Raw genomic sequence first — 23,217 nt, 5'->3', positions numbered from 1 at the left:
ATAGACCGAAGAAGAACGAAGGAAGGTTTCCATGGACGGCGTCACCGTTATCGATCATCCGCTGGTGCAGCACAAACTGACGATTATGCGTCGGAAGGAAACGTCGACATCCAGCTTCCGGCGCCTGCTCAGAGAGATTTCGACCCTGCTCTGCTACGAGGTGACGCGCGACCTCGAATTGACGATGGAAACGATCGAGACGCCGCTGACGACCATGCAATCGCCCATTCTGGAGGGTAAGAAACTGGTCTTCGCCTCGATCCTGCGGGCCGGGAACGGGTTGCTGGAAGGCATGCTGGAGCTCGTGCCGGCGGCGAGGGTTTCGCATATCGGCGTTTATCGCGATCACGAGACGCTGCAGGCGGTGGAATATTACTTCAAGGCACCGGAAAACCTGTCCGAGCGCCTGATCATCATCGTCGACCCGATGCTGGCAACCGGCAATTCCTCCATCGCCGCCGTCGACAAGCTGAAGGAGCGTGGCGCCGCCAATATCCGCTTCCTCTGCCTGCTCGCCGCGCCGGAAGGGATCAAGAATTTCCGCGAAGCCCATCCGGACGTGCCGGTCTTCACGGCCTCGATCGATGATCACCTGAACGAAAAGGGTTACATCGTGCCCGGCCTGGGCGATGCGGGCGACCGGATGTATGGCACGAAGTAAGGATTTCTTCACACAGTTTGCAGGTCGCGCCGGCTGAGCGGGATTTTGCGCATCTCCCGTTCAGGATTCGCGCCTAGGATCGGCTTTCTCTTTGTGACAGGGATCCGATTTCATGCTGCGCTTGCTGCTGCTGACCATGTTCGTTGCCGCATTGGCCTCACAGATCCCGGCGCTGCTGGGCCTGACGAATGTCGAACAGCCGGTCGTCGCGGATACCGATGCCCGTCCCGCCGGTAAAGCAGGCGGGACACCCCCGAGCAGCCCGACGGACGGCGGCGCGACCATTGTTCTTCCCGTCGATCCGCGCGGCCACTTTGTCAGCACCTTCCGGTTTAACGGGAAGCCGGTCGAGGGCATGATCGATACGGGTGCGACCGCCGTTGCCATCAACGAATCCCTGGCTCGGCGCCTTGGCTACACGGCCAACAGCCTGGACTACCGCTTCACGTCGAGGACGGCGAACGGCGAGGCGAAATATGCCTTGATCCTTCTGGATCGTGTCGAGATCGACGGGATCCGCGTCTCCAAGGTCGAAGCCGCGGTGCTCAAGGATACGTCTTTGTCCGGGACCCTGGTCGGCATGAGCTTTCTCAAGCGCTTGTCATCCTTCAGGGTCGAAGGCGACAAGCTCTATCTCACCCGATGACCCATTCGGCCCGGGTGTTCATGCGCTGAACCGGCCGGCGCCTGCCGCGCTTTCAGGCAATGCGCGTCAGCACGACCGGACGATCCGCCGGCGCCGTGTCGCCGATCTGGTACAGCGCGGCAACGCGCTTTGCCACCTGCTCCCCCGCTTGCCTTTCGGCGGCGTGGACAAAGGCGATCGGCTGGCCGTTCTCCACCCGCGTTCCGAGCGGCAGGATCCGGTCGAGGCCGACACGCGGATCGATATCGTCGCTCGCCAGCCTGCGACCGCCGCCAAGCTCCACCACCGCAAGGCCAAGGCCTCGGGTGTCGCAGCTCTGCAGGTAGCCGGATTGCGGCGCAGCCACCGCCGTTACGTAAGGAGCGCGCGGCAGGTAATCAGCCGCGTTGCGTACAAAATCCGCCGGGCCGCCAAGCGCCTCGACCATACGCGAAAACACCTCCAGCGCACGCCCGGACAGCAAGGCATCGCGGGCCCTCTCCCGCCCCGTTTCGATGCTATCGACCAGACCCGACTGGAGCAGCATTTCGGCCGCCAGCGCCAGCGTCGCGGATTCGGCGCGCGTGCCGCCTTTCCTCCCCTGCAGAAGGTCCAGGCAGTGCTGAACCTCCAGCGCATTGCCGGCGGCATCCGCCAGCGGCTCGTTCATATCCGTCAAGAGAGCCGAGGTGCGCAGACCGGCGCCCTTGGCCACCTCCACCAGGGAGGTGGCCAGATCCTGCGCATCCGCCTGCCGCTGCATAAAGGCGCCATTGCCGAATTTCACATCGAGAACCAGCGTCTCCAGGCCTGCCGCCAGTTTCTTCGACAGGATGGAGGCCGTGATCAACGGAATGGATTCGACCGTCGCCGTGACATCCCGAATAGCGTAGAGACGTTTGTCCGCCGGTGCGAGATCGCCGGTCTGGCCGATAATGGCGCAGCCGACCTCGCGGACGGTTCGGCGGAACAGGTCTTCGCCCGGCATGATCTGATAGCCCGGTATGGCGGAGAGCTTGTCGAGCGTGCCTCCGGTATGGCCGAGACCGCGGCCGGATATCATTGGAACGGCAAGGCCGCAGGCGGCCACGATGGGCGCCAGCATGAGCGAGACATTGTCACCGACGCCGCCGGTGGAGTGCTTGTCGCAGATCGGCCGCCCTATATCCTGCCAAGACAGCACATCGCCGCTATCGCGCATGGCAAGGGTGAGTGCGATGGTCTCCTCCCGGCTCATGCCCTGGAAATAAATGGCCATAGCGAGCGCCGCCACCTGTCCCTCCGACACGCGTTCGGCAGTCATGGCCTCGATAAAGGCGCGGATGTCTTCGGTGGACAGGGCTATGCCGTCGCGCTTGCGGCGAATGATTTCCTGCGGGATCATCGGGGTTCAGTATCCTGTCGAGGCTCTGGACGGGGTGGTGCCGCTGATTACGGCCACGATATCATCCAACAGGCTGGAGGCGCCGAACCGGAAGGTGGACGGCATCAGCCAATCCGGGCCCATGATGGTTTCGGCAAGGCGCAGATAAAGCTCCGCCTCCGAAACCGTCGAAATGCCGCCGGCAGGCTTGAAGCCGACCTTCTTGCGGCTGTCACGGATCACGCGCAGCATGATGTCTGCCGCCTCCAGTGTGGCATTGACGGCGACCTTGCCGGTCGATGTTTTGATGAAGTCGGCGCCGGCAGCGATGGCAAGCTCGGACGCCCGGCGCACCGTCCCGCTATCCTTGATCTCGCCGGTTTCCAGAATGACCTTCAGGCAGGCATCGGGGCACGCGGCGCGTACGGCAGAGACCATGGTCGAGACAGCCGCCTCGTCACCCGCCAGGAAGGCCTTGTAGGGCATGACCAGATCGATCTCGTCCGCGCCGTCCGCGACAGCCTGCTCCGTCTCCTGCACCACTGCTGCCAAAGACAAATCGCCCGAGGGGAAATTGACGACGGTCGCGATGCGAATCGCATTCGCCGCACCGAGCAGGCCACGTGCCTGCGCCACGAAACGCGGCCAGATGCAGATGGCAGCCGTTGTTCCGAACGGGGTCCGCGCCCGCTCGCAGAGCGCGGCAATGGCCTGGGCGTCACAATCATCGCGCAGGTTCGTCAGATCCAGAAGAGACAGGGCAAGCGTCGCCACTTCCCGCGGATTTTTCAGTTCCATGGTGTTACCTCCCGGTTTGGTCGGAGTGTCCAACTTCGTCTCCAATGGATTGGCCGCGCCTTCGAGATCCGGTTGCGGCGACCTTGGCAATCAGGCCTTGGTTCAGAACAAACGTCCACAACAAGAACCGGTCTGCCTATAGCGTCGGAACCGGATTCCCCTTTTTCGCCCGATACTCCAGCTTTGCCGTTGCGGCATCTGCTGGCGAGGGTGCTGCAAACGCGCGCAAATGTCAAAAACAGCCGCGCCCCTGGACATAGAGTCACGCCACGACAGGGACATGACACAGGGTCAGCGGCATTTCCGGCAGGGCGATCTTCGAAGCCTGAGGCTTCGAGGCCTGAGGCTGCGAAGACGAAGGGGCGTAACCGTCCAGGCCGGAGTGTGTGCGGGCTTGTTCAGGTCAGGTGGTCCTGGGCGAACAGGTCCTTGAGGATTGCTGCCAGAACCTCCCCGCCCCGCGGTGCCATTTCCTTGGTCTCGTCATGCGATTGTTCGATGCCCGTCATTCCGGCACCGAAATTGGTGATGACGGAACAGGAGGCAACCTTCAACCCGACATAGCGGGCGAGGATCACCTCCGGCACTGTCGACATGCCGACCGCATCCGCCCCGAGCGTTCGCGCCATGCGGATTTCCGCCGGCGTCTCGAAACTCGGTCCGGAGAACCACATATAAACGCCCCGATACAGCATGCGGCCCGTCCGCTCGGCAGCATTGCGGATGGCAAGCGCCAGATCGGCATCATAGGCCGTGGTGAGGCCGACGAACCGGCGATCGCCGCTTTCGCCGATCAGGGGATTCATGCCGGAATAGTTGATGTGGTCCGAAATCTGCATCACCGATCCCGGCGGCATATCCGCCCGCAGCGAGCCGGCGGAATTGGTCAGGATCAGCGACTGAACGCCGATCCCGTGCAGCACTTCTATGGGAAACCGCATGGCTGCCGCGTCACCATGCTCGTAGTAATGCGCCCGACCCGACAGCATGATGACCGGATGTCGCCCCAGCCGTCCCGCCACAAGTTCGCCGGCATGGCCGGTGACGCCGCTCATCGGAAAGCCCGGCAGTTCGCTATAGGCGATGCGGACCGGATCCTCGACCGCGGCAACCAGGGGGCCGAGGCCGGAGCCGAGCACGATGGCATGGCGCGGCATCAAGCCGTCCAGACGATCGACGAGAAGATCGATGACCGATCTCATCCGATCACATCCGTCTGGAAGGCAAGCGGAAGGAGTTCGTCCATAGTCAGCGTTTTCTGCACGCCCGCTTCGTCGCACAGATAGACACGGGTATGGCGGTCGGCGAATTCGGCAATCTTCTGCCGGCAACCGCCGCAGGGCGGACAACAGCTCAGCTTTTCCGCAATCACCGCCATTTCGACGATCCGCCTGCCGCCACCCATGATCATATTGCCGATCGCCGTCGGTTCGGCGCACCAGCCCTGCGGGAAGGACAGGTTTTCGATATTGGCGCCGACATAGATCTGCCCGTCCTCGGCGCGAATGGCTGCGCCGACGGGGAATTTGGAATAGGGCGCATAAGCGCGTTCCATGGCCGAGCGGGCGGCCTTGAACAGGTCCTCAGACATGGCGACTATCGCTCCTTGGTATAGGGCACGCCGCCGGCCTTGGGCGGTCGCGCAACTCCGATGAAACCCGCCAGAAGGACGCAGGTCAGGATATAGGGCAGAGCCTGGAAGATCTGCACGGGCACCTCGCCTATGCCCGGAACCGCCTTGCCCTGCATGAAATTCGCAAAGGCATCCAGGAAGCCGAAGAGCAGGCAGGCATACATGACCGGGACGGGCTTCCACTTTGCAAAGATCAGGGCGGCGAGCGCGATATAGCCCTTCCCCGCAGACATATCCTTGATGAAGGCCGCCGACTGGGCAATGGCCAGATAGGCGCCGGCGAAGCCACACAGGAAGCCGGCCACGATCACCGCGCGGTATCGCAGCCAGGTGACCGAAATGCCGGCCGTATCCACGGCACCGGGGTTTTCGCCGACGGCGCGCAGGCGAAGACCGAAGCGGGTGCGGAACAGAACCCACCAGGTGATGGGAACCGCGGCGAAGGCCAGGTAGGTGAGAATATTATTGCCCGAGATCACATTGGCATAGAGTGGCCCGAGAACGGGGACATCCCGCACGGCATCGGCGAAGGGCAGCGTGATCGGCGAGAAGCGGGCCTCTCCGGAAATCTGCGGGGTTCTGCCACCCTGTCCGAACCAGGCCTGTCCCAGAACCACGGTCAGACCGGCCGCGACGAAATTCAGCGCGACGCCTGAGACGATCTGGTTGCCGCGATTGGTGATCGAGGCAAAGCCGTGGATCAGCGAGAACAGAATGGAGACCGCGATGCCGCCCAGCAGGCCGAGCCAGGCATCGCCCGTCACATAGGCGACGCAGGCGGACGCGAAGGCTGCCGACAGCATCTTGCCTTCCAGGCCTATGTCGAAAATGCCGGCCCGCTCCGTGAAGAGGCCTGCCAGCGCGGTGAACAGCAGCGGAATGGAAAGCCGGATGGTGGAGCCGAGGATGCTGACGATAATGTCGAAAAGGTCCATGTCTCTCCCCTCACGCCCGTTTGAAGCGCTGGTACAGGAGCACCATAGCAGGACGGAACATATATTCGAGCGCCCCGGCAAACAGGATCACCAGGCCCTGGATCACCACGATCATTTCGCGCGTGATGTTCGGCATCTCGAAGGACAGGTCGGCCCCGCCCTGGTAGAGGATGCCGAAGAGGAAGGCCGCCAGTACGATGCCCAGCGGGTGGCTGCGGCCCATCAGCGACACGGCGATGCCGACAAAGCCTGCGCCGCCGACAAATTCCACCTGCAGGCGGGCTGAGGCGCCCATTACCGGGTTCAGCGCCATCATGCCGGCAAGGCCGCCGGAGATCAGCATGGCGATGATGACGGTCCGGGCATAGGGAATGCCAGCATAGACGGCGGCGGACGGGCTGATGCCGAGCGTGCGCATTTCGTAGCCGAGCTTGGTGCGCCAGATCAGCGCCCAGACGAGGAAGGCCATGATCAGCGCGATCAGGAAGGAAACGTTGAAAGGCGCGGGTCCGAGCTTCAGGCCGAAGAGAGCCATCAGCCAGTCGAGCTTCGGCAATTGGCCGCCGGGCAGGAAGGTCCGCGTTTCCGGCGCCATCTTGCCGGGCACGATCAGCACATTCACCAGGAGATAGACCATCAGCGCCGCGCCGATGAAATTGAACATGATGGTGGTGATGACGATGTGGCTGCCGCGCTTGGCCTGCAGCCAGGCCGGGATAAAGGCCCAGGCGGCGCCGAAAAAGGCCGCGCCGATGACCGCAAAGGGCATGGTCACATACCACGGCACGTAGCGATCGAGCGTGAGCGCCACCAGCGCCGCGCCGAGACCGCCGAGATAGGCCTGACCCTCGGAGCCGATATTGAACAGACCGGCATGGAAGGCGACGGCAACCGAAAGGCCGGTGAAGATGAAGCTCGTTGTATAGAACAGCGTGAAGCCGATCGCATCGCCGCGGCCGAGCGAGCCTTCTATGAGTAGCCTCAGGGCCTGGAGCGGGTTTTCGCCGATCCACCACACGACAAGCCCGGAAATGAAAAAGGCAACGAGCAGGTTGAGAAGCGGTATCAGGCCGTAGGTGATCCAGTTCGGAAGTGGAACGGAAGCGGTGCTCATGAACGATTGGTCCTCATGCGGCGATGCCTGCCATCATCAGGCCCAGCGTCTGCTCGGCCGTGTCGGGGGCCTTTTCGCCGACGACGCGCCCGGCAAACATCACCAGGATGCGATCGGACAGCGAACGGATTTCATCCAGTTCGACGGAGATCAGCAGGACGGCCTTCTTGGCATCCCGCATGTCGACAATGCGCCGGTGAATGAATTCGATCGCCCCGATATCCACGCCGCGCGTCGGCTGGCCGATGATCAGCACTTTGGGATCGCGCTCGATCTCGCGCGCAACGACGATCTTCTGCTGATTGCCGCCGGAAAAATTGGCGGTCTTCAAACGCGGATTGGGCGGGCGGATATCGTATTTCTGGATCTTTTCCTCGGCATCCGCCTGGATCGCCTTGAGGTCGAGCAGACTCCCCTTGCCGTAGCGCGGATCGCGGTGATAGCCGAGAACCGCATTCTCATATTCTTCGAATTTCAGCACCAGCCCCATATGGTGGCGGTCTTCCGGGATATGGGCAAGGCCGAGTTCCCGCAGGCGCGCAGGATCGGCGCCTTCGATCGGCTTGCCATCGATCATGATCCGGCCGGAGGCCGGCTTGCGAATGCCGGCAATTGCCTCCAGCAATTCCGACTGGCCGTTGCCGGCCACGCCGGCAATGCCGACGATCTCGCCCTCGCGAACCTCGAAGGAGACATTGTCGACCATGGTCACGCCGCGTGCATCCTTGACCGTCAGATTCTGCACCGAAAGCAGGACCTTACCCGGATTGGCCTCGCCCTTTTCGACCCGCAGCAGTACCCGCCGCCCGACCATCAGTTCGGCCAGTTCCTCGACACTGGTATCGGCGGTCCTGCGGGTTGCCACCATCTCGCCGCGGCGCATGACGGAGACCTCATCGGTGATTGCCATGATTTCCCGCAATTTGTGGGTGATGAGGATGACCGTCTTGCCCTGGTCGCGCAGAACCCGCAGCACCTTGAACAGATGGTCCGCTTCCGCCGGGGTCAGCACACCGGTCGGCTCGTCCAGAATGAGGATGTCGGCCCTGCGATAGAGCGCCTTCAAAATCTCGACCCTTTGCTGGCGGCCAACGGGCAGTTCCTCGATCACCGCGTCGGGATCGACATCCAGCCCATATTCCGTCTCCAGCCGTTTCAATTCGATCCGGGCCTCGGCGACGCCTTTCGACAGCATCTGGCCGCCTTCGGCGCCGAGCATGATGTTTTCCAGAACCGTAAAATTCTCCACCAGCATGAAGTGCTGATGAACCATGCCGATACCGGCGGCAATGGCCGCCTGGCTGTCGCGGATGGCAAGCGGGCTGCCATCGACGCGGATCTCGCCGCGGTCGGCCTGGTAGAAACCGTAGAGGATAGACATCAGGGTGGATTTCCCGGCCCCGTTCTCGCCGATGATGCCGTGGATCGTACCCTTGTGGATCGTGAGATTGATATTCTTGTTGGCGTGAACGGCACCGAAGCTTTTGTCGATGCCCACCAGTTCGATAGCGGGATGCTGGCTCACACGCCTTGCCTTTCCGAGTGGACTGAATTCGACATCTGATACCCTTGGCGGCGAACGCTCCAGTCCCGTGTCAAATTCGGTGATCCCCCTAAAATCGTGGAGTTCCTATTGGTCTTGATCTGTCGTCTTGCTCAGTCGCCTTGGAGATTTCGACATTGGCCCTCCAGGGTGCGGCGACGGCAGCAAATATCGAAATCAGACCACATGCCGCAAGCCGGACATGAACCCGGACATGAACCCGGACATGGAGAGGGCGTATGCCGCGATGCGCCATACGCCCTCCCATTGCATTACATCGGGCAGCTATTGTCCGACATGTAGTCATGCACGTTGACGGCACCCGAGACGATGTCTGCCTTGGCCTTTTCGACGGCGGCCTTCATTTCGGGCGTGATCAGCTTCTCGTTGTTCTCGTCCACCGCATAGCCAACACCGTCTTCCTTGACGCCATTGGCCTGGATGCCGGCCGTGAACGTATCGGCAGCCGTATCCTTGTAGGCGTTGTAGACGGCCAGATCGACGCGCTTGACCATCGAGGTCAGGACGGAGCCCGGATGCAGGTGGTTCTGGTTGGAATCGACGCCGATGGAGAGCTTCTTGTTATCCGCCGCGGTCTGCAGAACGCCAAGGCCGGTTGCGCCGGCTGCCGCATAGATGACATCCGCGCCCTGGTCGATCTGGTTCTTGGTCAATTCGCCGCCGCGAACGGGATCGTTCCAGGCTGCACCGGTCGTGCCGGTCATGTTCTGGAGAACTTCGATCTTGGCATCGGCCGCCTTGGCCCCTTGCGCGTAGCCGCAGGCGAATTTGCGGATCAGCGGGATGTCCATGCCGCCGATGAAGCCGACCTTGTGGGTTTTCGAGGCCATGCCTGCGAGCACGCCGACGAGATAGGAGCCCTCTTCTTCCTTGTAGACGACCGAACGGACATTCGGCAGTTCAACGACCGAATCGACGATCACGAATTTCGTATCGGGGAATTCGGCTGCGACCTTTTCCATGGCCGATGTCCAGGCGAAGGAGACGGCGACGACCGGATTGAAGCCGCGCGAGGCGAAGTTGCGGATCGCCTGCTCGCCCTGCGTATCGCTGGTGGGTTCGAAGTCGCGGTAATCGGTGCCGGTTTCCTGCTTGAACTTCTCAGCACCCTGATAGGCCGCCTCGTTGAAGGATTTGTCGAATTTGCCGCCCGTGCCATAGACCAGGGCCGGCTTGACATCCGCAGCCAGAGCCGTGGTGGAGAGTGCCAGAGTGGCAAAGAGTGTCAAAAAGGATTTCTTCATCGTGCAGCCCTGTTTTTGCTATTCGTCTTGGGTCCCCCCGCACGCCCGTTCCGGGCCATTCTGCGGTGCCAGTCGTTCCCATTATGCCTGGCCAGACGTCATCCTTGCATGGCTGCGGACGAAATTCACCAGAAATTTTTCGCAGTAGCAAAATCGAATAGCGGACATGGCAAGGCCCGCCACAGGGGCGGGCCTTGCCTCAGGTCAGATCAGGCATGAACCGGAGCCGGAGGGCAAACATCCGCTGTCCGGGCAGACACGGCCCCATCAGCTTCCGATCGGGCAGCTCACGCCGGTGCCGCGCAGGCCGCAATAGCCGCCGGGATTCTTTGCCAGATACTGCTGATGATAATCTTCCGCGTAATAGAATTCCGCGGCAGGTTCGATATCTGTGGTGATGCGCGCCTTGCGGCCGGCGGCATCCAGTGCCTTCTGGAAGGCATCGCGTGCGGCCTTTGCCTTTTCCAGCTGATCGGGCGTCGTCGTATAGAGGGTGGAGCGATAGGTGGTCCCCACATCATTGCCCTGGCGCATGCCCTGCGTCGGATCATGCTGCTCGAAGAAGGTCTTCAACAGCGTCTCGTAGCTGACGATCGACGGATCGAACACCACCTTCACCACTTCCGCATGGCCGGTCATGCCGGTCGTCGTCTCGTTATAGGTGGGGTTGGGCGTCAATCCGCCCTGGTAGCCGACGGCGGTGACCCAGACACCCGCAATAGTCCAGAAGAGCCGTTCCGCGCCCCAGAAACATCCCATGCCGAAATAGGCGACGTGAAGATGATCCGGATAAGGTCCCTTCAGCGGTCGGCCATTGACGAAATGATGCTCCGCCGTGGGAAGCGGTTCCGAGCGCCCCGGCAAAGCCGCATCCGCGGTCGGCATGACGGTCTTCTTGTTGAACATGTCGATCAAAAACATCTCAGCTGCCTCCTCATCCCGCTCTTCATCCGGCTGGCGCCTTCGTGTGCGGCGATGGTCAGTTCATCAGATATGCCGGTTTGGGCCTTCGATATCCGATCATCCAGAAGATGAGCGAGAAACCGAGCAAAACGGCAGAGGCGGGGAGATCAATGACGACCTCGACGCCCCGGCGCCACGCTTGTGGATGAATATAGTGCTCGACAAAGGCCTGTACCAGAGGCAGGCCAGCGGGATTGATGGCGCGCCAGTCCTCGGCGAACGAGGTCAGGACCACCGTAGTCGAGGAGACGGACAGGATGGCGTCCAGGGCGCCGGCCACGATGGCGGCCGAAAGCGCCAGGAGGCTGAGAAAGCGAAAAAGGAAGATCATGGCCTTGCCTCCCTGACGAGCCGTTCACCGCGCAGCCGCGGCTTTCGATACCGGGCTTGTGGCAGGCCGTGAGCTTAAGGGCAAACGGGCGGTTTCGGAATAGGTCACAAAAGTTTCAGATTCCGGTTGATTGGAAAAAATTCATCGGTATATATCCGCCCCGACCGCTGCTTCGCCGAAAACGCGTTGCAGCCCTTGGATCAAGGACAGGTGGCCGAGTGGTTGAAGGCGCACGCCTGGAACGCGTGTATACGTGAAAGCGTATCGAGGGTTCGAATCCCTCTCTGTCCGCCATCCGTTCGCGTAACGCGCTGATTTTTCACCAATTTCATCATTGATAATAGGTCGCGTCCCGGATTGCTGTTCGGACTCATCCGAATGCACCAAGCCGGTTCCAACTCACGATGCCCGGCCGAGACAAAGCAGCCAGAAGGATGATCTCAAGCTGCGCGCCAATGCCTAAAGCCCCGCCGGCATCAGCGGGCGGGGCTCACGCGTTCACGGAAACACGTATGCGGTCGAGTGTCTCGATTGGGGAACGGCTAACCCGCAGGCGGCTTTGACCTCTAATGCGGCCGGGTCGGCGATTCGGCACCGGTGCTGCAATACTTGCCGCGCCTCTTCCACGACGCGGTCACGGACAAGAAACCGTTACGTTTGCCGTTCAGCGGTAAATCCTGCGCCGACGAAGCGCAGCGCGCGGCATAGGGACGCCGTCAAAATCGTCGCATGGTCTTCATCATCGCCGACTTCAAATTGCACCTTTGCGTGCAGCCCAAAAACCTTGGCAACTTCGCTTGTTATCTCACTTGCATTGTCGATCATGCGTCTGATCCTGCGGATCTCATGATATCGGTCTCCAAAGATCTCAACGGCCTGCCAAGGCGCCAGTTCCTGCTCCCAGCGTCCAACCGCCGTGTAAAGCCGGATCGACCGCGTGACGGATGGCGCAGAGGCCAGCATGCGGGAGAGGCCAAGCCTGTCCCACCAGACCGAAGGACTGAAACTGACATAGCCATTGAAGAGGTCAGGATGCTGCGCCAGCAGATCCAGAACGAGATATCCGGCAAGCGAATGGCCAAAAAGGACGCGAGATGCCGGATCCGCGCCGAGCCAAGTCTGAATATGTGGCAGCAATTCATCTTTGAGGAAACGGATAAAGACCGCCTGGCCTCCGCAAGCTTCGCTCGCCTTGTCAGGATGGACGCTCGGATCAGCCGGACCACGTGTGAAGTCGCAATAGCGGCGGTCGATATTATAGGCGTTGGTATTGGGATAGCCGATGCCGACGACGATCGACGGAACAATCCCCGTTGCATTCGCCCGCCGGGACACCCGCCGGACGGTCTCGGCAACGGTAATGAAGTCCGAATTTCCATCGAGGACGTAGATTGCGGGAAAGCCTGAGGCAGGCGGCGCATCGTCGGGACTATAGATGAAGATCTCATAATCTGTGCCGGTCACCGAAGATCGCAATATGAACTGCTGACAGTTCGGCATTGCGACCGATCGCAGACCTGGCTTCCCCGTTGCCATGTGCTGCAGTGCCTTGTTGCTCATCATTCTGGTCCCGCTTGCTTCCTCCTGACTCCGTCAAGCATGAAGTGCCGCGCCTCCATCGACGTATATGTCCGCCATGGTGATGTGCCCTGCCTTATCCGACAGCAGGAAGAGGACCGAATGAGCGACATCCTCTGGAGTCGCAAGTTTGCGTAGAGGTATGCCTGTCTTATAGTTCTCGAGGGAGCCTTTGATCACCTGCTCCCCACCGCTGGCATCACTCCACATGCCTGTCTGCATGGGGGTTAGTGTTGAGCCGGGTGCAACGATGTTGCAGCGAATGCCATATTCAGCCAGCTCCAGGCCGAGACAGCGGGTGAACATAGTCGATGCTGCTTTCGAAGCGGCGTAAGCTGCCATCGTCTTGCGCGGGATGCCCGCAGCGTTGGAACTCACTGTCACGATGCTACCTCTACAGCGCGACACCATGTGGCGCGCCAACGCGCGCGCCACATGAAAGACGCCTGTTGTGTTAACGGCAAAGGCACGCTCCCATTCCGCATCGCTTGTGTCCACCACCGCGGCATTGACAAGAACGCCCGCAATACAGACACCAAAGTCGATGCCGTCGCATTGCGCTGCGATGTCATCGATGACGCGGTCAACATCAGCGCTTCTCGTTACATCGAGTGAGCAAATATGAAGATTGTCGCAGGCAAGCTCATCGAGCCTCTCAACCGAAACGTCAGTCGCGAAAACTTTCGCGCCCTCGGCTAGAAGCGTCTTGACGATGGCAAGGCCGATTCCGCCCGCGGCGCCCGTCAGAAACGCCGTCTTGCCTTGGAATTCACTCATAACCCGTGTCCTGTTTTCGCAGACATTTCATGATCAAGAAGTGCTGCCTTCAACCTCGTCGCAATGTGCGATATTGCTTCCGCCCCCGTCATTTGCGCATGAACAACGGGAATATCGTATACATCGAGGGAGCCGACATGGGGCCGCCAGCGCTCCGGCCGAAGCCCCATGGCCTCGTCGGCATGGTCCTTCGCCGCCCTGAAATGCAGAACCGGACCGTTGTAACGCCGGTGATGGTGGTTGCGCACGAAGCGATTGTTAAGAGCAACAACACGAGCCATGCCGTCGAGGGCGGCCGCTGGCAGCTTGCCAAGCGGGCTTCCGCTTTCAGCCAAAAAAGCCGTGACGGACTCGCGGGTCAGTGGCAGATCCGGCAAAGCATCGGGGTCGTGGCCACCGATTGCAAGCAGGGCCTTGAGCGCGGCGCCCGGCCCAGGATCCGGCTCATGGCGCCAGCAATCGCAGGGATAAGCATCGAGCAGGGCGACAAGACCCACCGCATGCCCCCTCTCCTCCAGATGTACGGCCACGGTCTGCGCCAGAATGCCGCCGACAGACCATCCAAGGAGATGGATCGTCGTTTGCCTGGCGATGAAGCCGATGCGCCGCGCGTAGTCCAACGCCATGTCGTCGAGGCTTTGCGGCGCCTCGGCGTGTGGATCGAGCGCAAGCGCCTGAACGCCCCAGGCGGGCCGATCGGCGCCGAGCGCGCGCGCAAGCCCGTTATAGCACCAGGAAAGTCCTCCGGCGGGATGAAGCATGAAGACAGGAGACTTGTCGCCCTCGGCCGCACTGAGTTTGATCATCGGCTGGAGCCCCGCCCAGGCGCCCGCTGGCCCATAATCCAGATGCCGGTCCAGATACAAGGCAAGTCTGCCGATAGTAGAATGCTCGAACAACACGCCGATGCCCGGTTCATGGCCGGTGATCTCACGCAGATGCAGCATCAGCTCCACCGCCAGAAGCGAATGCCCGCCGAGATCGAAAAAATCGTCCTCGACCTGGAGCGGTCCATGTGCCTTGAGCACCCGCTCAAACAGCATGGCGACCAGCTTCTCATGCTCCGTCGCCGGGTTCCGGCCTCGGCCTCCGGCAAATACCGGCGCCGGCAAGAGCTTGCGATCGAGCTTTCCATTGGCATTGACGGGCAAGGCATCGAGGATGACGATCGCCGCAGGCAGCATGTAATCGGGGAGGATTTTCCCGGCCTGCGCCAGAATGTCCGCCACCAGTCCCTGCTGTGTCCGTCCCTCTTCAAGGGTCACATAAGCGACAAGCCGTCTTTCGCCTGCCGAATCCTGCTGCACGATCACCACAGTCTGCGTGACCGCCGGATGAGCAAGAATCGCCGTTTCGATTTCACCAAGCTCGATCCGTAGACCGCGAAGCTTGATCTGATGATCTGACCGTCCGAGATAGACAATTGCGCCGTCGGAACGAACGCGCGCGAGATCGCCGGTCCGATACATGCGTTCACCGGGTTTGAAGGGGTTTGCGACGAAGCGCTCCGCTGTCAGCGCAGGCTGTCCGAGATATTCACGCGCCAGCTGAACACCCGCGAGATAGAGTTGCCCCTCGACGCCTGTCGGCACTAATCGCATCCGTTCGTCCAGAATGTAGAGACGGGTGTTCCAGACGGGATGACCGATCGGAACCGGGCGGGCGTGATCGTCTGCCCCGGCGGGCCAAAAGGTCACATCGACCGCGGCCTCCGTCGGACCATAAAGATTGTGCAACGCCGCCGTTACCCGTTCGTGGAAGCGGTTTCGCAGATCGGCGGTGAGCTCCTCGCCGCTGCAGAAGACCCGTTTGATCGAAAGTCCGCGCGTCTCGGGCTCGGCGAGAAAAGCCGACAGCATGGAGGGAACGAAATGGACCGTCGTGATCCCCTCGTCGCGGATCAGCTTAGCGATTGTCCGCGGATCCTTGTGTGCATCAGGCGGTGCGACGACCAGGCAGCCGCCGGACAGGAAAGACAGAAAGAACTCCCAGACCGATACGTCGAAGGTCATCGGTGTCTTTTGCAGGATCACGTCGTCAGGGCCGAAGCCATAGTGCTGGCGCATCCACTCAAGCCGGTTGACGATAGCGGTGTGTTCCACCACGACACCCTTTGGCTCGCCGGTTGAGCCCGATGTGTAGATCACATAGGCCGCGCTGTCGCCGGCGGTTTCCGGCAGTGTCTCGCCAAGGGGCTCCGCCGGCCACGCCGAGGGCGGGAACACGTCCGCAGACCCAGCGAGCCGGAAGTCTTCATCCACGCCAAGGACGACGCGTGGGCGCGAGGACGCAAGAATTCTCTCCAGACGCTCCTTCGGATGATTGAGATCAAGCGGCATATAGCCTGCGCCTGCGCGCAAGATCGCGATCAGCGCAACGACAAGTTCGATCGACCGTGGCAGCGTGACTGCCACGATAGCGTCCCGTCCGGCGCCGCGCCGGGCCAGCCATTCGGCTAGTGCCGCCGTGCGGCAATCCAGCTCGGCATATGTGAGGGAATGGCCGCCAAAGCGCAAAGCCTGTCTGTCGGAGAATGATGCAAAACTATCTTCCAGCAATTGTGTCAGCGACTTTTGCGTGACCGGATGCGCCGTATCGTTCAGGCTTTCGGTGAGCCAAAAACGCTCCTCGCGCGTGACGGACTCCACATTGCGCAGCGGGCCACCTGCAAGCGCCGCCTCGACTGCGGCACCAAGAAAGGCCGCAAGTCGTTCGGCATGGCCTTCGACCTCGCCAGCGTCATAAAGACTTGTATTGGCGTCGACTTCCAGTTTGAGACGCCGAGCCGCGAAATCTCCGCGGACGCTGAAGGTGATGTCGTCCACAGGACCGGTTCCGAGGATCACCAGCTTTGTCTTCAGCCCGGCAAGCCGTGGCGGCGCATCAAATGGCAGGATATTGACGAGGGGACCGTAAAGCCGCTTTTGCCCCCCAAGCAGGCCGAGATCGCGACGCATCTGCTCTGCGCGATAGGGCCCGTGCCGGCGATCCCGGGCCATGCGACCTGATGCCTGACGAAGCCAGTCGACAAGCGCAACATCCTCATCAACCGTGAGGCGAAGCGGCAAAATATTCATCAGAATGGTTGGAACACGCGCCGCCGAAGAGCCGAAACGACCCATAAATGGGACACCGATCACGACCTCGTCACGCCGAAGATGGCGAGCGACATAGGCGCCGGCCAGCGCCGTCACTATGTCGGGCCACGACAGTTTCTCCGCAAGGCTCAGTTGCAGCAATTTGTCGCAAACCTCGCCCGGAAGCTCCCGTTCGCTGTGATCGTAGGATGGTCCGCTGCGCGCCGTGCCCGGCTTCAGACCCATGGCCTCCGGCAGGCACTGCAAGGCATCGCGCCAGTAGGCGGCGTCGCGCTCGCGCCATTTGCAACCACCCTTCTCGCCCACGGCGACATCGAGATCGGCCAATGGTGCGCCGGTCGGCTCATGCGCGACTGCAGCGTTGTAAAGTTCTGCGATACGTTGTGTGACCAGCCCTGTGGCGAAGCCGTCGGTGATGACATGATGCATGCGCTGATACCAGAGGAAACGATCGGCCCCGAGCCTGTAGAGGACCTGTCGGGCCAGCGGACCCTCGGCCATATCAACGGGTGTACGCATGTCTGCCTGGATTGCTGCGAGAGCCGCGCTATGCGGATCATCCTGACCTGAAAGATCTTCCATACGCAGCAGTGGCCGATTGCGCTCTTCCACCACCTGCTCGCATTTGTCCGGGATGTGGACGGACAGGCTGACGGCTTCCATCGCAACGCGGCGCACAGCATTTTCGAGGGCCGGCACATCAAGCCTGCCCTCGATCTCGACATAGTGCCCGGTGTTGAAGACGGGGTTGCTGGGATCGATGCTTTGAGCAAACCAGATGCCCTTTTGCGCCTCGGTCAACGGAAGACGACGCGCCAGCCGGTCGGAGGAGGCTTTCAGAGGGGGCGGCACTGTCATGATCCGGCCTCCGCCGTCGCTGCCATCCGCTGCCTGGCAATCTGCCACCAGCCACCCAGCGTTGGGCGCGAGGCCAATTCAGAGAAGTCGAGGGACACCCCGCGCGTTTGCCAGAGTAGCACGAGATTCATGGCCCGCATCGAGTCCAGTCCGAGATCCAGCAAGTTGTCGTCCTCGCTGATCTCGTCAGGTTCGACAAGGATCATCGTCGCGATGTCGGCGCGCATCCGGTCGAGGCTGAGAGGCATCGTCATACGGCCACCCTTGCTTCCATCGCCCGCAAAAGCGTCTCGACACTCAGAGGAATGCCGCATGCGGCCGCGACATAATCTAGCGCCATATCGTGCCGCTCTCGCGAGAAATCGGCCACCGCCTCGACCGCGAGAAACGGCTTTATATCGCGCTGGAACGCCTCTCCTGCCGTCATCAGGCAGCCGATATGCGCGTAGATGCCGCAGATGACGATCTGGTCGCGTCCCCTGACCCGCATCAGGTGCGCGAGGTTGCTCATCTGGAAGGCGCTGTAGCGGTGTTTGACGAGAACAACATCGTCAGCCAACGGACTCAAGGGCTCAATGATATGCTGGTGCTCCGGCGCATTGGTCATGCCCGGCCCCCAGAGATCGGCCTGCAGGCCGCGGTCCCTGAGGTCCTGATTGCCATTCTGCGCCGTGTAGAAGACGGGCATGCCCGCGGACCGCGCAGCAGCTTTGAGCCTTACGATATTGGCGACGACAGGGGCAATCGGCGACGCTTCCGCTTCGAAGGCAGCCACGAAATAGTTTTGCATGTCATGGATCAGCAGCGCCGCACGGCCGGGATCGAAATCCCAATTGGCACGCGCGGCCGGTATTTCGGCAAGGGAGGGAAGGTCGTAGCGGGCGATTTTCGGCAATCCCATTTCAAGCCTCCTACGGCACTGTCTTGAGGAATCGATCGCGAAGCTGCTCTCGCAGCAACATGCGGCTAATCTTGCCGACAGCCGTCGTCTCGAAGGCGTCGACGAAAACGATCTGGTCCGGCACTTTGAAATCGGCGAGCCCCCGGCCGCGCACAAAGGCCTTCAGCGCAGCCGCTTTCGGTCTCTCACCCCGCGGTATGACGAAGGCGCAGCTTCGTTCACCGAGATATGAATCGGGGATCGAAACCACCGCCGCGTCGAAGACGAGGGGATGCGCGAGAAGATGACCCTCGATCTCCTCGGCGGAGACTTTTTCGCCGGCGCGGTTGATGTGGTCTCCCGCCCGGCCCCTGACGACCAGATTGCCTTCAGGCGTGCGTGAGACAATATCGCCCGTGCGATAATAGCCATCGGATGTGAAAGCGCGGGCGTTGGCCGCCTCATCATTGTGGTAGGCCCGGATCGTGTAGGGTCCCCGCGTCAGCAAATGGCCCGCCTCCCCGTCCGCCACAGGGTTACCGTGGTCATCGACAATCAGCAGGTCGTCGTCCGGACTGATCGGCCTGCCCTGGGTATTGACGATGATCTCCTCGGGGTCGTCGAGCCGCGTATAGTTCACAAGCCCCTCGGCCATGCCGAAGACCTGCTGCAGCGCACAGCCGAGCGTCGCGCGAACGCGGGATGCGGCTTCAGGCGCGAATTTGGCGCCTCCGACAAGCAGAACCTCAAGGCTGGATATGTCGCGCTTTGATGTCGCCGCCGCCTGCATCCACAGGAGCGCCAGCGGCGGGACGACGCCGGTAATGGTCACGCGATGTCTCTCGATCAGCGCGAAGGCCATTTCTGCGCCCGGCGACGGGCACATGACGATACGGCTGCCGGCATAAAGAGCGCCGAACACCCCGGGCGAACTCATGGGAAAATTATGAGCGACTGGCAGTGTTGCCATGAAGACGCTGTCCCGGCTCAGGCCGCAGATGTCGGCACTTGCGCGGAAACTGTAGATATAGTCATCATGAGTCCGTGGAATGAGTTTGGAAAGGCCCGTGCTGCCGCCCGAAATCTGCAGGAAGGCTACCGAAGACGGAGATGGGGACGGCGGAAACTCGATGTTCCCGGCCGGCAGCGCGTCGAGGGCATCGAACTCTTGCGCGTCACCGATCACCACGACGTGGCGAAGACCGGGCGATTGCGCCCAGACCTCGCGGGCCAGCATGCGATAGTCAAAATCGCCATCCCGCGCGACGATCACATAGGCGCTCGCCTCCGATTTCGCGACGAAATGCGAGATCTCGACGGCGCGGTGGGCCGGCAGCGCGAAAACCGGGATGAGATTGGCGCGAAACAACCCGAACACGACAGACAGGAATTCCGGACCATTCGGCAGTTGCACGACAACCCGTTCGCCGGGGTGAAGCCCGAGCGACAGGAAACGGGCAGCGGTTTCATCGGCGCGTCGCAGCAGTTCGGCATAGGTCCAGTGCTGGTCGCCGTCCATGACGGCGACGTGACCGGGAATGTCGCGGGCTCGCTGCTCCAGAAAGCCATACATGGTTTCCCCGCGCCAATAGCCCTTATCGCGATAACGTGTGGCGTCTTCCGCCGGCCAGACTTGGCTCAATTCCAGCATGGGGGGCCTCAGACGCCGAACTTGCCAGCGTCAATGCCGAAGGCATCAAGCATGGCGCGGAACTTGGCTGAGGTTTCGGCCACTTCGTTTCGGGGAATCGATCCTGGCACAATGCCTGCACCGGCATAAAGCCGCGCCTGATCGCCCTCGAGTTCAGCGCATCTGATCGACACATACCAACGCCCGTCTCCGGCTGAATCGCACCAGCCGACCGCGCCGGCGTAAAAATCCCGGTCATACGCTTCGAGCTTGGCTATCTGATCATGCGCCAACTCCCGCGGAAGGCCGCAAACGGCGGGTGTGGGATGCAGGAGCGCCGCAAAATAGACCGACGGCAGCGATGCGTCCTTCAACCGGCCGACTATACGCGTTCCGAGATGCCACATGCTGGCCGTGGCACGCAAACCAGTGCCTTCGGGCGTCGAAAGCTCGACGCAGTAGGGCGCCAAAATATCCAGAATGTCTTCGACCACCATGGCATGTTCGCGTCGATCTTTCTCGGATTTGAGAAGGGCGCTCGCTGCGGCCATATCCTGCTCCGGCTCCCTGTGGCGACGGGCCGATCCTGCGAGCGGATGGGAGACGATATGGCCTCCCCGCTTGTCGAGCAGAAGTTCAGGCGTGGCCCCGATGAGACTGCGTGGCCGAAGCGAACGGGCTGGAAGCGGTGTCGCGAACACGGTGACGCTTTCGTCGCTGGAAAGCCTGCGCATCAGATCGGCGGCGGCGAAGTCGCGGTTCGCCTTCACCTTTACACTTCGCGAAAGAACGACCTTGCGTAAGAGCGCATCGGGCGCGTTCAATCCATCGAGCGCCGCACCCACGGCATCGGCAAAGCGTGCAGAGTCCGGATCTGGTTCGACCGAGCGGATTCTTATCGCAGAAAATTGCGCTGCCGCGCTACCGTCAAGGCCGGGAATGGCGCCAATGTCGTGCTTTCCCTGAACGCGCAACACGCGTTCCGGCTGAACGAGATAGCCGGACTGACGAGGGTCGAAGGGCAGAGCTCCAACCAGAATATCCGGGCCGTCAGCGTGGCTTTCAAAAAATTGGGTCACCCGTTCCGCGAGGCTGCCCAGCGGTCCGTCGTCAAGAGTCGCAATCTCGCCCAGCGCAAGCATCGTCTCCCCCGCCGTCCTCAGAACGAATGGGATGGGACGGGCGGTGGCAGTTTCTGACTGCGCGCTCTCATCGATCCAGATCAAGGGATGTGCCATGTTGGTCTCCGGTCAGTGTCTTGGATTCGGATTGTCTGTTTGGTGGTGAGAGCGACGCGTCTGCAGGTCACTCGGTCCAATAGGTCCCGATGAGCGGTACAGCCATGAACCTGTTAAGGGTTTGGCGCGTCGCTTCGACATCGAGATCCGCAAACAGCTGCGGATGCGTCCATTTGGCGATCAATTCGAGGGCGAGAATGTCGAGGGGGGAGTTGAAGATCTGCTGCGACAGGCCGTGAACCGCCCCACTTTCGACGGCAGGCAGGGAAGAGAAGCCAGGTCTTGCGAGCAGACGCGCCATCGATGCCCGAGTCTCGGCCGCAGTATAATGGGGTCCGATCAGCAGACCCCCGCGGGTTGCCATGTATTCGCCGCCGCTTGCGATATAGACATCGGGCTTCGAGGCGATGGCATATTCGAGGCCGATTTGTCCGAATGGTTTGCCGGCCAGGACGTCACCGATGTTGCGAGCTGCGGCAAAATCAATGAATTTGCCGGCATTGCCTGTGCCGGGCGAGTTGCAGCATGGCTCCTGCGCCGATGCATGCGTCTCCATGAAGACGGCTGGCTTGCTGACGGCATCCGCACCGGCAAGCCGCTCCGCAATCAGGGCCTTCTGCTGCTGGCGAAAGGATATGACGTTTACGGCGGCGGCGCCACGGCCAACGGCCTTTCCCAGCACTTCGAGGCTCCGGTCCGAATTCGCAAACGGATCGGCGACGAAATCGATGAAAATGACGGGAATCCCAGCCTGCGCAAGCTGCTCGATCTGCTGTTCCGCCGGGTGCGAGAAGACCGACAGCACGACCAGATCGGGCTTTGCCGCCATAACCTGTTCGACCAGCATGTCCTGGGCGTTGCTGGTCGACTTTGGCAGCGTTTCGAACGCCGGAAACTTCTGCTTATAGGTGGCATAAAGTTCACGACCGAAACGATCGACGTCATGCGGCCAAGCCGCAATCAGGGTCACCGGGTCGTCGGTGAGAAAGGACAGCGCCAGGATTATCCGGCCGTCATCGACCAGCAGGCGGCCGGCCGGCTTTTCCAGCGTGACCGTACGTCCCTTTAAATCTTGAAGGACGATTTGAGCCTGCGCCCAGGCCGGAGTCATTGCGGCGAACAGCAGCATGGCAATCGCTACGACCATTTTGCGATGCCGCGAAGGGGACTGAATGTTGTGCGGAGTTTCGGACATCAGGGGTGTTCCAACATGAGCTTGAACCGCGTCTGTCGTGGCAAAATCAGGGGCGGCGGCGAATCAGGGTCATGCCGTCGCCAAGGGGAAGCATGGACATGTCCACCCGCGCGTCGTCTCGGATTTTCACGTTGAGGCTGCGTAGTGCGACGGTTTCGGCGCTCTGGTCATCGGGATCGGCAACGGACCTGCCCCAGAACATGTTGTCGAAGCAAATCAGGCCACCAGGCCGCGTCAGGCGCAGACTATGTTCGTAATAGGCGTCGTAGTTTCCCTTATCGGCGTCGATATAGGTGAAATCGAAGCCACCCTCACCCTCGTCGGCAAGCAATTGCTGCAGCGACTGCACGGCGTCGCCAAGCTTTAGCACGATGCGATCAGCAACCCCGGCTTCTCGCCAGTAGCGCCGGGCAGTCGTCGTCCAGGTGTCGCTGATGTCGAGTGCAACGAGTTGTCCGCCTGGCGGTAGCGCCAGCGCCATGGCGAGAGCGCTGTAGCCGGTATAGGTGCCGATCTCGAGAACACTTTTCCCGCCGATGGCCTGGATCAGAAAAGCCAGCAATTGGGCTGCCGGCGGCGATGTCACCATATTGCCTTCCGGAAGCGCGAGGGTTTCCGTCCGCAATTCTCGCTGCACCTCAGTCTGCCGCGTGCCGAATTCAACCGCATACTGCCTGATCTGAATGTCCGTCACATGTTTCATTGCTGATCCTTCCCGTCTTTCGCGGGCTC

At 61.3% G+C, this 23,217-nt stretch carries 21 protein-coding genes and 1 tRNA gene; 3 read left to right on the top strand and 19 right to left on the bottom strand.

Annotated elements, in window-relative coordinates; all coding sequences use genetic code 11:
• Positions 1-31: 31 nt before the first annotated feature.
• A complete protein-coding gene (upp, locus tag QTJ18_RS22805) occupies positions 32-661 on the top strand; it encodes a uracil phosphoribosyltransferase (RefSeq protein ID WP_252753542.1) in 630 nt (209 codons plus the stop codon).
• 112 nt (positions 662-773) lie between these two features.
• Positions 774-1,307 carry a retropepsin-like aspartic protease family protein gene (locus tag QTJ18_RS22800; RefSeq protein WP_252753543.1) on the top strand — a complete coding sequence of 178 codons (534 nt, stop codon included), beginning with the start codon at positions 774-776 and terminating at the stop codon, positions 1,305-1,307.
• A 52-nt stretch (positions 1,308-1,359) separates the two neighbouring features.
• Here the strand turns inward: QTJ18_RS22800 and deoA are convergent, their stop codons facing one another.
• From deoA to QTJ18_RS22750, 10 genes are all read right to left on the bottom strand, one after another.
• A complete protein-coding gene (gene deoA, locus QTJ18_RS22795) occupies positions 1,360-2,670 on the bottom strand; it encodes a thymidine phosphorylase (protein ID WP_252753544.1) in 1,311 nt (436 codons plus the stop codon).
• A 6-nt stretch (positions 2,671-2,676) separates the two neighbouring features.
• Positions 2,677-3,447 carry a deoxyribose-phosphate aldolase gene (deoC, locus tag QTJ18_RS22790; protein WP_252753545.1) on the bottom strand — a complete coding sequence of 257 codons (771 nt, stop codon included), beginning with the start codon at positions 3,445-3,447 and terminating at the stop codon, positions 2,677-2,679.
• A 398-nt stretch (positions 3,448-3,845) separates the two neighbouring features.
• On the bottom strand, positions 3,846-4,649 hold the full coding sequence (locus QTJ18_RS22785; RefSeq protein ID WP_252753546.1) for a purine-nucleoside phosphorylase: 804 nt from the start codon (positions 4,647-4,649) through the stop codon (positions 3,846-3,848).
• Positions 4,646-5,038 (bottom strand): cytidine deaminase, encoded by a 393-nt coding sequence (locus QTJ18_RS22780; protein WP_252753547.1) that lies wholly within the window; start codon positions 5,036-5,038, stop codon positions 4,646-4,648. The genes QTJ18_RS22785 and QTJ18_RS22780 overlap by 4 nt, the downstream gene beginning before the upstream one ends.
• Positions 5,039-5,043: 5 nt before the next feature.
• A complete protein-coding gene (locus QTJ18_RS22775; RefSeq protein ID WP_252753548.1) occupies positions 5,044-6,015 on the bottom strand; it encodes an ABC transporter permease in 972 nt (323 codons plus the stop codon).
• A gap of 10 nt (positions 6,016-6,025) precedes the next feature.
• Entirely contained in the window at positions 6,026-7,129 is a 1,104-nt protein-coding gene (locus tag QTJ18_RS22770; protein ID WP_252753549.1) for an ABC transporter permease, read from the bottom strand.
• 13 nt (positions 7,130-7,142) lie between these two features.
• On the bottom strand, positions 7,143-8,654 hold the full coding sequence (locus QTJ18_RS22765) for an ABC transporter ATP-binding protein (RefSeq protein WP_252753550.1): 1,512 nt from the start codon (positions 8,652-8,654) through the stop codon (positions 7,143-7,145).
• A 290-nt stretch (positions 8,655-8,944) separates the two neighbouring features.
• A complete protein-coding gene (locus tag QTJ18_RS22760; protein WP_252753551.1) occupies positions 8,945-9,937 on the bottom strand; it encodes a BMP family lipoprotein in 993 nt (330 codons plus the stop codon).
• 267 nt (positions 9,938-10,204) lie between these two features.
• Positions 10,205-10,858 carry a peptide-methionine (S)-S-oxide reductase MsrA gene (gene msrA, locus QTJ18_RS22755; protein ID WP_252753552.1) on the bottom strand — a complete coding sequence of 218 codons (654 nt, stop codon included), beginning with the start codon at positions 10,856-10,858 and terminating at the stop codon, positions 10,205-10,207.
• Positions 10,859-10,916: 58 nt separating this feature from the next.
• The gene (locus tag QTJ18_RS22750; protein ID WP_252753553.1) at positions 10,917-11,231 is read right to left on the bottom strand and encodes a hypothetical protein; all 315 of its coding nucleotides are present in this window, start codon (positions 11,229-11,231) and stop codon (positions 10,917-10,919) included.
• 204 nt (positions 11,232-11,435) lie between these two features.
• On the opposite strand from QTJ18_RS22750, the gene QTJ18_RS22745 reads away from it, so the two are divergent.
• Positions 11,436-11,525, top strand: a tRNA-Ser gene (locus QTJ18_RS22745).
• Positions 11,526-11,882: 357 nt separating this feature from the next.
• Here the strand turns inward: QTJ18_RS22745 and QTJ18_RS22740 are convergent.
• The 9 genes from QTJ18_RS22740 to QTJ18_RS22700 form a co-directional block, all read right to left on the bottom strand.
• Positions 11,883-12,695 carry an alpha/beta hydrolase gene (locus QTJ18_RS22740; protein WP_252753554.1) on the bottom strand — a complete coding sequence of 271 codons (813 nt, stop codon included), beginning with the start codon at positions 12,693-12,695 and terminating at the stop codon, positions 11,883-11,885.
• Positions 12,696-12,824: 129 nt separating this feature from the next.
• The gene (locus QTJ18_RS22735; RefSeq protein ID WP_252753555.1) at positions 12,825-13,586 is read right to left on the bottom strand and encodes a 2,3-dihydro-2,3-dihydroxybenzoate dehydrogenase; all 762 of its coding nucleotides are present in this window, start codon (positions 13,584-13,586) and stop codon (positions 12,825-12,827) included.
• The gene (locus QTJ18_RS22730) at positions 13,583-17,542 is read right to left on the bottom strand and encodes an amino acid adenylation domain-containing protein (protein WP_252753556.1); all 3,960 of its coding nucleotides are present in this window, start codon (positions 17,540-17,542) and stop codon (positions 13,583-13,585) included. The genes QTJ18_RS22735 and QTJ18_RS22730 overlap by 4 nt, the downstream gene beginning before the upstream one ends.
• Positions 17,539-17,796 carry a phosphopantetheine-binding protein gene (locus QTJ18_RS22725; protein ID WP_252753557.1) on the bottom strand — a complete coding sequence of 86 codons (258 nt, stop codon included), beginning with the start codon at positions 17,794-17,796 and terminating at the stop codon, positions 17,539-17,541. Before QTJ18_RS22725 ends, QTJ18_RS22730 begins: the two co-directional genes overlap by 4 nt.
• Positions 17,793-18,443 carry an isochorismatase family protein gene (locus QTJ18_RS22720; RefSeq protein WP_252753558.1) on the bottom strand — a complete coding sequence of 217 codons (651 nt, stop codon included), beginning with the start codon at positions 18,441-18,443 and terminating at the stop codon, positions 17,793-17,795. Before QTJ18_RS22720 ends, QTJ18_RS22725 begins: the two co-directional genes overlap by 4 nt.
• A gap of 10 nt (positions 18,444-18,453) precedes the next feature.
• Positions 18,454-20,073 carry a (2,3-dihydroxybenzoyl)adenylate synthase gene (locus QTJ18_RS22715; protein WP_252753559.1) on the bottom strand — a complete coding sequence of 540 codons (1,620 nt, stop codon included), beginning with the start codon at positions 20,071-20,073 and terminating at the stop codon, positions 18,454-18,456.
• A gap of 8 nt (positions 20,074-20,081) precedes the next feature.
• Entirely contained in the window at positions 20,082-21,290 is a 1,209-nt protein-coding gene (locus QTJ18_RS22710; RefSeq protein ID WP_252753560.1) for an isochorismate synthase, read from the bottom strand.
• A 67-nt stretch (positions 21,291-21,357) separates the two neighbouring features.
• Positions 21,358-22,260, bottom strand: a complete 903-nt coding sequence (locus QTJ18_RS22705) for an ABC transporter substrate-binding protein (protein ID WP_489667228.1) — start codon at positions 22,258-22,260, stop codon at positions 21,358-21,360.
• A gap of 271 nt (positions 22,261-22,531) precedes the next feature.
• Positions 22,532-23,188 (bottom strand): O-methyltransferase, encoded by a 657-nt coding sequence (locus tag QTJ18_RS22700; protein WP_252753562.1) that lies wholly within the window; start codon positions 23,186-23,188, stop codon positions 22,532-22,534.
• Positions 23,189-23,217: the final 29 nt, after the last annotated feature.

Origin of the sequence: Rhizobium sp. SSA_523 (assembly GCF_030435705.1) — a bacterium.
Taxonomy (GTDB): Bacteria; Pseudomonadota; Alphaproteobacteria; order Rhizobiales; family Rhizobiaceae; genus Neorhizobium.
This window is presented reverse-complemented; position numbering and strand designations above follow the sequence as displayed.